Annotated in this window: 11 protein-coding genes; 8 read left to right on the top strand and 3 right to left on the bottom strand. The window is 73.9% G+C overall.

What is annotated here, in order from left to right; translation table 11 throughout:
- Positions 1 to 48: 48 nt before the first annotated feature.
- On the bottom strand, positions 49 to 756 hold the full coding sequence (locus ACFWEJ_RS21365; protein ID WP_377231202.1) for a hypothetical protein: 708 nt from the start codon (positions 754 to 756) through the stop codon (positions 49 to 51).
- Positions 757 to 1,102: 346 nt separating this feature from the next.
- Here ACFWEJ_RS21365 and ACFWEJ_RS21360 point away from each other — a divergent pair, with 346 nt between their 5' ends.
- The 7 genes from ACFWEJ_RS21360 to ACFWEJ_RS21330 all read left to right on the top strand — a co-directional run bounded on the left by ACFWEJ_RS21360 (position 1,103) and on the right by ACFWEJ_RS21330 (position 9,220).
- On the top strand, positions 1,103 to 1,312 hold the full coding sequence (locus ACFWEJ_RS21360) for a hypothetical protein (protein ID WP_377231201.1): 210 nt from the start codon (positions 1,103 to 1,105) through the stop codon (positions 1,310 to 1,312).
- 95 nt (positions 1,313 to 1,407) lie between these two features.
- Positions 1,408 to 4,428 (top strand): AAA family ATPase, encoded by a 3,021-nt coding sequence (locus ACFWEJ_RS21355; RefSeq protein ID WP_377231200.1) that lies wholly within the window; start codon positions 1,408 to 1,410, stop codon positions 4,426 to 4,428.
- A 90-nt stretch (positions 4,429 to 4,518) separates the two neighbouring features.
- Positions 4,519 to 6,717: a SpoIIE family protein phosphatase gene (locus tag ACFWEJ_RS21350; protein ID WP_377231199.1), complete on the top strand. Its 2,199-nt coding sequence runs from the start codon at positions 4,519 to 4,521 to the stop codon at positions 6,715 to 6,717.
- Between the two features lie 72 nt (positions 6,718 to 6,789).
- Positions 6,790 to 7,812, top strand: coding sequence for a sigma-70 family RNA polymerase sigma factor (locus ACFWEJ_RS21345; protein ID WP_377231198.1), 1,023 nt, complete (start codon positions 6,790 to 6,792; stop codon positions 7,810 to 7,812).
- A 24-nt stretch (positions 7,813 to 7,836) separates the two neighbouring features.
- Positions 7,837 to 8,298 (top strand): universal stress protein, encoded by a 462-nt coding sequence (locus ACFWEJ_RS21340; RefSeq protein ID WP_377231197.1) that lies wholly within the window; start codon positions 7,837 to 7,839, stop codon positions 8,296 to 8,298.
- Positions 8,299 to 8,348: 50 nt separating this feature from the next.
- Positions 8,349 to 8,816: a fluoride efflux transporter FluC gene (locus tag ACFWEJ_RS21335; protein WP_377231196.1), complete on the top strand. Its 468-nt coding sequence runs from the start codon at positions 8,349 to 8,351 to the stop codon at positions 8,814 to 8,816.
- Positions 8,817 to 8,821: 5 nt separating this feature from the next.
- Positions 8,822 to 9,220 (top strand): fluoride efflux transporter FluC, encoded by a 399-nt coding sequence (locus ACFWEJ_RS21330; protein ID WP_377231195.1) that lies wholly within the window; start codon positions 8,822 to 8,824, stop codon positions 9,218 to 9,220.
- On the opposite strand, the gene ACFWEJ_RS21325 is transcribed toward ACFWEJ_RS21330, so the two are convergent.
- On the bottom strand, positions 9,210 to 9,623 hold the full coding sequence (locus ACFWEJ_RS21325; RefSeq protein WP_377231194.1) for a hypothetical protein: 414 nt from the start codon (positions 9,621 to 9,623) through the stop codon (positions 9,210 to 9,212). The two genes, ACFWEJ_RS21330 and ACFWEJ_RS21325, sit on opposite strands and share 11 nt — an antisense overlap.
- A 118-nt stretch (positions 9,624 to 9,741) precedes the next feature.
- Here ACFWEJ_RS21325 and ACFWEJ_RS21320 point away from each other — a divergent pair, with 118 nt between their 5' ends.
- Positions 9,742 to 10,674 carry a 5'-3' exonuclease H3TH domain-containing protein gene (locus ACFWEJ_RS21320; protein WP_377231193.1) on the top strand — a complete coding sequence of 311 codons (933 nt, stop codon included), beginning with the start codon at positions 9,742 to 9,744 and terminating at the stop codon, positions 10,672 to 10,674.
- A 12-nt stretch (positions 10,675 to 10,686) separates the two neighbouring features.
- On the opposite strand, the gene ACFWEJ_RS21315 is transcribed toward ACFWEJ_RS21320, so the two are convergent.
- Positions 10,687 to 11,481, bottom strand: coding sequence for a sirohydrochlorin chelatase (locus tag ACFWEJ_RS21315; protein WP_377231192.1), 795 nt, complete (start codon positions 11,479 to 11,481; stop codon positions 10,687 to 10,689).
- Positions 11,482 to 11,578: the final 97 nt, after the last annotated feature.

Raw genomic sequence — 11,578 nt, 5'->3', positions numbered from 1 at the left:
CGCCCCCTGGTGCGCCCCGACCCGGTTCCCCCTGTCCGGCCAGGTGTGTCAGGCAGTTGTCGGAGCCGCCTTGACCACCGGGCCCCACGCCAGCGGGTCGAGCGTGCGGGCGTCGTCGTCCGCGTCCCCGGCCCAGCGGCGCGCATCGGCAATAGTTGCTGCGAGCAGGTTCCTCAGGCGTGCGTCGACGTCCGGCACGAACGCCTCCGAGATGCCCTGCACCGCGGTGGAGACCACGCTCGGCGCGGCGTCACGGACGAACCTCTTGGGCCGCACGCTGGTGCCGGCGCAGAACCTCTCGGCCCAGGCCGCCGTCTTCGGTACGGCCGCCAGCGCGTCCTTGCTCTCCGGTGCGAGGGTGCCTGCCGGACGGTCCTCCAGGACGTCGAGCATGCGCTCGGAGCCGAGGACTGCGACGGCGAGCGTCTGCTGCCGGTCCGCGGGCGACACCGGCAGCGCCGTCTGCGCGGCGCGCAGCGCGATCCGCACGTCCCAGCGCGGGTCGGTGCTGGTCAGGCCGATGACCGACGGGATGAGTGGTGCGAGCTGCGGGCGGGCGTGGTCCGCCGTCAGGTCGTTCACCGCGCGCGCCAGCATCGCGATGAGCGGGTGCGTGCAGGCTGGATGGTCGCTCCACTTCTCCCCCGCGAGGAAGGAGGCGAGCTCCATGAAGCACGCGCCCTTCTTGGGGTTGCGGTGCTTCCCACGGCCCAGCATGGGCAAGATGTCGTACGTTCCAGCTTCGGTTCCGGTCACGATCCACCCCCGAATTGGGTCCGCTGCTACTTCCAGTGTGCGTCTGCTGTGACGTAGATCGCAATAGTGGGGCTGTGAACTCCCTGAATCTCGCCCGCCCAGTGTCTCGCCGCGCGGCCCGCGGGGCATCTCGAGCGCCCGCCGAGGCGTCTGCCGGTGGCCCTGAGGTGCACTAAGGCACCTCAGGGCCACCTCAGGCCCGCGCGGGGGTACCTCAGACGCCGCTCTGAGGTACCCCGTCGGCCAGGACTGGCCGACCTCCCGATCCGCACCCCCGCGACTCAGGACGAGTGTCTTCCTCATCAGCCGGACGGGCACACGGCCCGCCGGGGACATCGGAGGAATCATGTCGTTGTGGGGACCCGCGGTCGACGCGGAGATCGAGTACCGACAGAGCCAGGCCAAGAACGCCTGGCGCAGCAAGCGGCCGACCGCCGCGGACCGTGCCGCCCGCCTGGAGCGGCGCGCCGCACGTGCGAACCGCACGGAGCAGATCAGGAAGGGCATCGCGGGCATGCGCCCCGCAACCGCCAAGCGGCACGGCCTGTTCGCGTGACGACGGTGGGCGCCGGCGCCCTGGGCGCCGGCTCGGTGGAACCAGAGAAAGGCCAGGCCAGGGGGATTGTCAGTGACCGGTGGCACGATGTGCAGGTGCGACGGTCTACGACGATCCCCCTGGTCTCCCGGCAGGAGCAGGTTGCCTCCCTCCTGCTGGCGGTGGGACGCGCCTCGGCAGGCCGCCCGGGCCTCGTGCTCGTGGGCGGCGACGCCGGTGTGGGCAAGACCCGCCTGATCGGCCACGTCGCGCAGGCGGCGGAGCAGGCGGGGGCCAGCGCCGTCGTCGTGCACTGCGTCGACCTGGGCCAGGTCGGCATCCCCTACCTCCCCTTCACGGAGGCACTCACCCAGCTGCAGGCCGGGGCCGCTGGGCCCGACGCCGCCGCGCGGGTCACCGAGCTCGTCGCGGAGCGGCCGGCGCTGTGGCGGCTCCTGGAGCCCGGCAGCAGCGCCGACGCCGACCACGACGAACGGCTCCAGCTCTTCGAGGGCATCGCGCGCAGCCTGGCGGTCGCCGGCGCGCCCGAGCGCCCGCTCGTGCTCGTCGTCGAGGACGCACACTGGGCCGACGCGTCGACGCGCGACGTGCTGCGCTTCCTCGCCGCCCGCGCCCGCTCCGAGAACGTCCTGCTCGTGGTCACCTACCGGGCGGACGACGTCGACCGCCGGCACCCGCTGCGCCCGTTGCTCGCCGAGCTGTCCCGGCTGGAGCACGTGGAGCGGATCGACCTGCAGCCCTTCACCGAGGACGAGCTGCGCGAGTTCACCACCGCCCTGGCCGGCCGGCCCCTGCCTGCCGCCGGCTTCGCCGACGTGCTGGACCGGTCCGAGGGCAACGCCTTCTTCGCGGAGGAGCTCCTGGACGCCGGGCCGGACTCCGCCAGCCTGCCCTGGACGCTCACCGAGGTGCTCCGCACCCGGCTGGAACGGCTGGACCCCGAGGTGCAGCAGGTGCTGCGCATCGCGTCGGTCGCCGGACGCCGCGTGCGCGAGGAGCTGCTGCGGGCCGCGGCCGCCCGCTGGGGCGCGCACGACGTCGACGCCGCGCTGCGCGAGGCCGTGACCCAGCAGGTGCTCGTCGTGTCCGGCGTCCACCTGGAGTTCCGGCACGCGCTGCTCGCCGAGGCCCTGTACGCCGACCTGCTGCCCGGCGAGCGGTCGTCGGTGCACCGCGCCTACCTCGCGGTGATCGAGCAGGACGGGCCCGACGGCATGCCGATCGGCAGCGCGGCCGAGCGCGCCCACCACGCCTACGAGGGCCACGACCTGCCCGCGGCGCTGTCCGCGTCGCGCGACGCCGCCCTCCGGGCCCGAAGGCTGCTCGCCCCCGAGGAGGAGCTCCGCCACTGGGAGCAGGTGCTCGCCCTGTGGGAGTCCGTGCCGGACGCAGAGGAGCGGATCGGTCGCGACCGGGTCGACGTCGCGGTCGCGGCGGGCGAGGCCGCAGCACGCGCCGGCGACCCGATGCGGGCGGTCAAGCTGACGCAGCGCGCGGTCGACGGGGCCGTCGATCCCATGCGCCGGGCCGGGCTGCGGCACGTGCTCGTGCACCGGTACCTCGACCTGCCCACCTGGGACGAGGTGCCCGGCCAGGTCGAGGCGGCGATCGAGGACCTCCGGGCCGCCCTCGAGATGCTGCCCGAGCGCAGCCCGGAGCGGATCTGGACCAACGCGCTGCTGGCGCGGGTCACGATGATCATCGACCTGGACGACGACGCCCGCGGGCACGCCCAGTGCGCCATCGAGGAGGCGCGGTCCGTCGGGCAGCCCGGTGCCCTCGCCGCGGCGCTCTCGACCCTCGCCGTGCTCGACGTGGCCGACCCGGACCGGGCCGCGGCACTCCTCGACGAGGCCCGTACGGCGGCGACCGAGGCCGGGGACGTGCTCACGGAGATGCGCACGCTCTACAACGCCACGGCCAACCGGTTCTACGCGGGCGAGCTCGAGGCCGCCCAGCAGCGGGTGGAGCACGCGCTCGCCCGGGCCGAGGAGCTCGGGCTGGCCTGGAGCACGCCGACCGTCAACCTCCGGATCCTGCAGGAGGTCATGCTCTACTTCCGCGGCGACCTGTCGCCGCGACCCGCCGGCGGGGTACCGGCCACGCACAAGCACGTGCTGGAGGCCACCCAGATGTACGCGGCGGTGGCGCGCGGCGACGCCGACGCCATCCCGCGCGGCGAGGCCCTCTTCGACCACTGGCAGAGCGACGGCCAGATCGCCCTGATCGGCGGCGGCAGCCTGGTCGACGCCCTGACCTGGGCGGGCCGGTACGACGACGCCGCTGCCCTGGCGGTGCGGATCACCGACCACCTGGGCGAGGTGTGGACCGAGGTGTTCCTCGGCCGGATCTGGCTGTCCGCGCTGGCGATCGCGGCCCTGGCCGACGCCGCGCAGGCCGACCGGTCCGCGGGCCGCGCGGGTGCCCCCGGCTCGGCCGCCGCCACCGCCGTCGAGACGCGCGCGGCCGAACGCCTCGACGCCGGGGACGCGCTCCTGGCGATCGCCCGCGAGACGGCGCAGCGCGGGCGTCCCCGCGGCGGCGTGCTCGGCCCCGAGGGGCGGGCCTGGCTGCAGCGGGCCGCCGCCGAGAACGCCCGGCTCCACGCGGTCGTGGGCAGCACCGCGGGTGCCGGCAGCGCTGAGCGGGCGGCCGCAGACCTGTGGCGGGAGGCCGCCGCGAGCTGGCAGGACACGGTGAACGCCTTCGACTTCGGGTACCGCTACGAGGTGGCGCGCTCGCGCTACCGGTGGGCCGAGGCGCTGCTGGGCGCCGGTGAGCGGCAGGCCGCGGAGGTCGAGGCCGCCGAGGCGCTCTCGGCCGCGGAGGACATGGGCGCGCAGCCCCTGGCCGACGCGGTCCGGGCGCTCGCCCGGCGGGCGCGGCTCGACCTGCCGGGGGTCCGCCGCGCGACGGCGTCGACCCTCACGGAGCGCGAGGAGGAGGTGCTCGGCCTGGTCGCGCAGGGGCTGTCCAACCGGCAGATCGGCGAGCGGCTGTTCATCTCGACCAAGACGGTGAGCGTGCACGTGTCCAACCTGCTGGCCAAGCTCGGCGCCTCGGGCCGGGCGGAGGCGGTAAGCGTCGCCCACCAGCGCGGCCTGCTCGAGGTGTGACCGGGAACGGGCAGGCTACCTGCCCGGCGCAAAAGGGACACATCCGGTACATCTGTCGCGCACGCGTCCTTCTCTCGCAATACTGATGGGATGCCGACGGACCTCCAGGCGCTGCGAGACCTCGAGCACGTCGGTCTCGCTGCTCCCACAGCGGATGAGGCCTTTGACCGGTTTGCTCGCCTGGTGCGGCGGCACCTGCGGGTCCCGGCCGCCGTCGTCTACTTCGTGGTCCGGGAGGGCCAGGTCCTCGCGGGAGCGTCCGGAGTGCCGGAGCCGATGCAGTCCAACCGGCTGCTGCAGCACCCGGGCACGCTGACCAACGTCATCACGGCGCGCGGCGAGCCGGTCGTCACGGTGGACGCCCGCGCGGACCCGCTCCTGTGCGACAACTACCTGGTCCGGGAGATGGGCCTGGTCGCCCTCGCCGGCTACCCCGTCTTCGACCTGCGCGGGCGCGCCGTCGGTGCGCTGTGCGCCGTGGACGACCAGCCCCGTGAGTGGTCGCAGGACGACCTGGACTCCCTCGCCGACCTCGCCGCGGCCTGCACCGCCGAGCTGCGCCTGCGCGCCGAGCGCGAGCGCGCACGCCGCATCCAGGAGACCGCCGTGCGGGCGAACCGGCGCAGCCGGTTCCTGCTCTCGCTGAGCGAGGCCTTCGCGAACGCCAACACGATGGACCAGGTCGAAGAGGTCATCGTGGAGGTCGGCACCGCCGGGATCGGCGCGCGGTACTGCGCGTTCGCCCTCGCGGACGCCGACGGCCGCGGCATCACCTACCGGTCCCTCGTCCACGCCGAGCCGCAGTTCCCCCAGCGGCTACGCCAGACCAAGCTCGACGAGCAGCGTCCCCTGGCCGAGGCGGCCCGCACCGGCCGGCCCCTCTTCTTCCGCACCGGCGAGGAGCTGTTCTCGGCGTTCCCGGGGAAGGAGGAGTTCTGCGACCCGGAGGTCGGCGCCCGCGCCTACCTGCCCGTGGTGACGGCCGGCGCCGTGGTCGCCGTCATCATGCTGGCCTGGGAGCGCGACCGCGGGCCAGACCAGGACTCCTACGCGCTCCAGACCGGGCTGGCCCACTACACGGGCCACGCGCTGGAGCGGGCCCGGCTCCTGGAGGAGCGGCGGGAGTCCGCGAAGACCCTGCAGCGGGCGATGCTCAGCCGGCTGCCCGAGGTGGCGCACCTCGACATGGCGGCGACCTACTCGCCCGCCACGCGCTCCGACCAGATCGGCGGCGACTGGTACGACGCCGTGGCGGTGGACGACGACGCGACCATGTTCATGATCGGCGACGTGACCGGCCACGACATGCGCGCCGCGGCGAAGATGGGCCAGCTCAGGTCGTTGCTGCGGGCGTTCGCGTGGAGCCACGACGAGTCGCCGTCGGCCCTGCTGTCGCTGCTGGACAAGGCCAACTCCGGGCTGGGCCTGCTCGCCAGCGGGACCGCCGTGGTGGCCCGGCTGGAGCGGGTCGCCGGCGCGTACCAGCTCACCTGGTCCACCGCCGGGCACCCGCCGCCGCTCGTGCTCCGCGAGGACGGCACGGTCGAGCGCCTCTCGGTGCTCCCGGACATGATGCTCGGCGTGCGGCCCACGTCGAAGCGCACCGACCACGTGACGGCACTGCATCCCGGCGACACGCTCCTGCTGTACACGGACGGCCTCGCCGAGCAGCGCGGCACCACCCCCGACCAGTGGCTGAACCGCCTGCAGAAGACGCTCGGCGCGCTCGGCGACACGGCCACCGCGGCGCTGCCGGTCACCCTCGTGCGCCGCCTCGCCTCGGACGACCAGCGGGACGACGTCGCCGTGCTCGCGGTCCGCGTCCGGGCGGCGGCGCCGTCGGGCCCGCCGTCCCTCGGGCGCCCCGCCACGGCGGAGCGCAAGCTGGCCCCGTCGCTGCTGGACGTCGGCCCGGCCCGCATCTGGGTCGACGACGTGCTGGAGAGCTGCGGCGTGCCGATGCCGCTGCGCCGCACGGTGATGCTGCTGACGTCGGAGGTGCTGACCAACGCCGTCGACCACGGGCAGGCGCCGTTCACCGCCACGGTCGAGGTGGACCTGGACCGGCTGCGGGTGGGGGTGCGCGACTCGTCGACCGTGCAGCCCGAGCTGCGCGACCCGGCGGTCACCGAGTTCGGCGGCCGCGGCGTGCAGTTCCTCGAACGGCTCGCGTCGCGGTGGGGCGTGGACCGGCACGGCGGGGCGCCGCGCCCGAGCCACCGGCACGGCCCCCCGCGTGAGGGCCGGCGGACGGGCAAGACCGTCTGGTTCGAGCTCGACCTCGGGTGAACTTGGGCCCCGGGCTTCGGTCAGGGTCGAATCCACGAGAGCGTGTCAGTGGCTCCGCGTACGGTGTGAGCTATGGCACAGACAGCGTCACAACCTACGCAGAGCACCGGTGAGGACCTGGCCGGGGCCGAGCTCTCCGCTCAGCTCGAGGTGTACCGCCGCGAGCTGACCGGATACTGCTACCGCCTGCTGGGCGGCACCTTCGACGCCGACGACGCCGTGCAGGAGACCCTGCTGCGCGCGTGGCGTTCGTACGACCGGTTCGAGGGCCGTTCCTCGCTCCGCACCTGGCTGTACCGGATCGCCACCAACGTCTGCTTCGACCAGCTCGGCTCGAGCCGCGCCAAGCGGGAGCGCCCGATGGGCCTCGGCGCCGCGGCCGACCCGGTCGAGGAGAGCCTCACGATGGTGCTGCCCGAGTACGCGTGGGTCGAGCCGGTCCCGACCGAGCACGTGCTCCCCGGCGCGAGCGACCCCGCGGACACCGCCGTCGCGCGGGAGTCGGTGCGGCTCGCGTTCGTCGCGGCGCTGCAGCACCTGCCGGCCAAGCAGCGGGCGGTGCTGATCCTGCGCGAGGTGCTGCGCTGGCCGGCCGCCGAGGTGGCCACGCTGCTCGACACCTCCGTGGCGTCGGTGAACAGCGCGCTCCAGCGGGCGCGGGCGACGCTCGCCGAGAAGGCCCCCGACCGGTCCGGCACCTCGGAGGCGCCGACACAGGCGTCGGCCGACGAGACCGAGCTCCTGGAGCGGTACGTCGCGGCGTTCGAGCGCTACGACATGACCGCGCTGGCCAACCTGCTCCGCGAGGACGCGGTGATGAACATGCCGCCGTACGCGATGTGGCTGGAGGGCATCGAGAACATCCAGGCGTGGATGACCGGGCCCGGCAACGGGTGCGAGGGCTCGCGCTGCATGCCGATCCACGTCAACGGCACCCCGGGGTTCGCCCAGTACCGGGCGGACCCGAAGGGCGGCCACTACCCGTGGGGGATCGTGGTGCTGGAGAACGACGGCAAGCACATCACCGGCATCACCACTTTCATCGACACGGAGAAGTGGTTCCCTAGATTCGGCCTGCCGGACCACCTCGACTGACGTTTAGGCCATACCCTCGTCAGGGTGACTGTGCGATCCGTGGTGGTCGGCGTGGACCACAAGCACCCGGACCTGGCTCGGCGGGCAGCGTCGCTCGTCCAGTCGCTGGGTGGAAGCCTGATCGAGCTCGTGTGCGTGTGGGTCGACGAGACAGCCGTCTCGAACTCCCGGGGATTCACCGTGTCGGTGGATCCGGACATCGCCGTGCCCTCCGACGCCTACGGGGCCGACGTCCTGGCCGGGCTGAACCGGGCGATGGCCGACGTCGGCCTCCCCTGGTGCGCGCGGCGCGGTGCCGGCGACCCGGCGGCCGAGCTGGGGCGGGTGGCCGACGAGGTGGGGGCGGCGATGATCGTCGTCGGCGCCCACCGCTCGGGCCTGCGCGGCTGGACGACCAGCCTCGTGAGCGGGACCGTCGCGGGGCGGCTGATCCACAACCAGTCGCGCCCCGTCCTGGTGCTCCCCGAGACGATGTCGGCCCCGTGAGCGGTAGGTTCGTCCCAGACCTTTCGAGCCTCCACGAGGGAAAACGCCGCGTGACACGAGCACCGCACCGCGACTGGCGGTACGTCGGCCTGGTCGCACTGGGTGGCGCGGGCGGTTCGGTCGCGCGCTATTTCGTCGGCATCTGGTCCGGGATCCTGCTGACGCCGCTGACCTACCTGTTCCCGGACGCGGGCCACACGATTCTCTGGTTCCCGATCGGGACCCTCCTGGTGAACCTCGCCGGTGCGTTCGCGCTGGGCTACCTCCTGGAGGCCCTCGCCCGCCGCGGCCGCGAGACCGTCCGGCGCCGCAAGATCCGCCTCGGGATCGGCACGGGCGTGCTCGGCGGGTTCACCACCTATTCCGCGTTCGCCCTGGAGGTCCAGACGTTGATCGGCCAGGACATGGCGTGGCTCGCGCTGCTGTACGTGACGCTCACGCTCGTGGGCGGCACGGCGACGTGCCTCGGCGGGATCGCGCTGGCGGCACGCGCCGACCGGCGCCGGAAGGGCAGGTGACGGCGGTGCTCGCACTGCTCCTCGTGGCCGTCGGCGGCGGCCTGGGTGCCGCCGCCCGGTTCGTGGTCGACGGCGAGGTCAGGGCCCGGCACAACGGCGGGTTCCCGTGGGGCACGTTCGTGGTGAACGTGACCGGCTCGTTCCTGATCGGCGTGTTCTCGACCCTGACCCACACGCTGTCCTGGTACGGGGTGTCCACCGACGTCGCGCAGCTGGTCCAGTTCTCCCTGACCACGGGCCTGTGCGGCGGCTACACCACGTTCTCCACGGCCACGATGGAGTCAGTGCGACTGGCCCGGTCCGGCCGGCTCCGGCTCGCGCTGACGAACACCCTGGGCACGCTGCTGGTGACGGTGCTCGCGGCGACCGCGGGCGTGGCGGTGGGCGGCCTGTTCACACCGTGACGTCGCTCACCGGTATGTCGCCGGGGTTGAGCGCGCCGAGGAAGAGCTCTGCCAGCAGCACCCACTCGCCGAGCGGCCGTCGGCCGACGAACCGCGCCGCCTCCTCCGGCGTCCGGTTCACCAGCGCGATGTCGACGACGTACGAGTCGCCGCGCTCCCGCCAGACGACCGCGGCGTTCGTCCGCCGGTTCGACCCGAAGATCCCGGCCCGGAGCTCGTTCTCCGGCTTCTGGACCCGCTCGATCAGCGGGTAGTCCCCGCTGTGCCCCCAGCCCGACCACGCGAGGCTCAGGGCACGCTCGAGATCCGCCTTCGCGGAGGTCACGCGCGTCGTGCCGACCGCCGCCATCCCGAGGCCGAGGCCCTCGATGACCTCGGTCACCTGCTGTTCTTTGCTTGTCATGGTCGGACACTACGGGCACACCGGGCCAGAACCGACCTCCTGCGAGCATTTAGCCGCATTTGTCCCGCATTCTCGCTCGACAGCCCGCTTGTCGGTGGTGCGTGGCAGGCTTCGCAGCATGAGCCTCATGCTCCTCGACTCCGCCTCGCTGTACTTCCGCGCGTTCTTCGGCGTGCCCGACTCGCTGCGCGCGCCCAGCGGTGTGCCCGTGAACGCCGTCCGCGGCCTGCTGGACACCATCGCGTGGCTCGCCACGACGCACGGTCCCGACCGCATGGTCGCGTGCTGGGACGACGACTGGCGGCCCGCCTTCCGGGTCGAGGCGATCCCGAGCTACAAGGCGCACCGCGTCGCGCAGGAGGTGCCCGGCACCACGGGCATCGAGGAGGTGCCCGAGACGCTGCTCGCGCAGGTGCCGGTCATCAAGGACGTGCTGGCGGCGCTCGGCATCGCGCGCGTCGGCGTGCCCGGCTACGAGGCTGACGACGTCATCGGCACCCTGACCGCCCGGGCGGTCGAGCAGGGCGCCGGGCCGGTGGACATCGTCACGGGCGACCGCGACCTGTTCCAGCTCGTCGACGACGCAGCCGGGGTGCGCGTGCTGTACCCGGCGCGCGGCATCCGGGACCCCGACGTGGTGGACGAGAAGCGGCTGGCCGAGAAGTACGGCGTCGCCTCGGGCCAGGCCTACGCCGACATGGCGACGCTCCGGGGCGACCCGAGCGACGGCCTGCCGGGCGTGCCGGGGGTCGGCGAGAAGACCGCGGCCAAGCTGCTCGCCCAGTACGGCACGCTGGCGCGGATCCTCGCGGCGCGGGACGCCGGCGACAAGGGGCTCACCACCACGCAGCGCCGTCGCCTGCTGGAGGCCGACGAGTACCTGAAGGTCGCGCCGGTCGTGGTGCAGGTGGCGCGCGACGCTCCCCTGCCGGCGTTCGATCCGGCGGTCCCGACAGGACCCGCCGACCCGGAGGCGCTGGAGGCGCTCGTCGGGCAGTGGGGCCTGCGCTCCAGCGTCGACCGCGTCCGGACGGCGTTCGGCTGGGCGTGAGCGGGGCCCTGCTCAGGCGCTGACGGCCGCGTCGTAGCGGTCCAGCACCACCTGGACCAGTCGCGGGTCGGGCTTGTCGGCCCCGGCCGGGCCGGCGACCGGGTCGGTCACGACGTCGGCGCCCGCCTCGAGCACCCGGTCCAGGAAGTAGCCGGGAGCGAGCAGGTAGGACACGACGATCACGCTGCCGGAGCCCGACGTGCCCGCGCGGGCGGCGGCCACCGCGTCCGGGACGCGCGGCTCCGCGCCAGCACCGTACGACGGTGTGACGGGGCGGCCCAGGCGCTGGGCCAGCGCGCTGGCCACCTCCTCGACCGCTGTCGCCGCGGCCGCCACGGAGGACCCGGCGGCCGCGAGGACCACCGCGTCGTCCGGCCGGAACGGGCCGTGCGCCGCCTCGGCGGCGGCGTAGCGGTCGGCCAGGATGTCGACCAGCAGCGGGTGCGGGCCGAGGGGATCGGCCGCCACCGCACTGCCCTCGGCGGTCGCGGTGACGGCCGCGACGGCCTGCGCGATGTCGTGCCGCACGTGATACCCGGTGGACAGCAGCACCGGCACGACGACGGCGTCGGGCCCGCCCCCGTCGTCCTGCCCGCCGGAACGCCCGCCGGAACGTGCGGCGGCCCGGGCGTCGCGCACGGCCTCGGCGAGGACGTCGCCGACCTCGGGCTGCTGCACGTCCACGAACGCCTCGCGCACGTCGAGGTCCGGCCGGGCGACGCGGACGCCGTCGAGCAGCGCGCGCACGGCGGCCTGGCCGGCGGCGTCGTCGGTCCCGTGGGACGTGCCGATCAGGGTCGCGCTCATGCTCTCTCCCATTGGTCCTCACACCTCACAAGCAGTGCCGACGTCACAAGCAGTGCCGACTTCGGTCGGTTGCTTCGAGACCGGTCAATCGACCGAC

The sequence above is a fragment of the Promicromonospora sp. NPDC060204 genome (genome assembly GCF_042728455.1).
GTDB lineage: Bacteria > Actinomycetota > Actinomycetes > Actinomycetales > Cellulomonadaceae > Promicromonospora.
The sequence above is the reverse complement of the archived record's forward strand: the minus strand, read 5'-3'. Positions and strand labels throughout refer to the sequence as shown.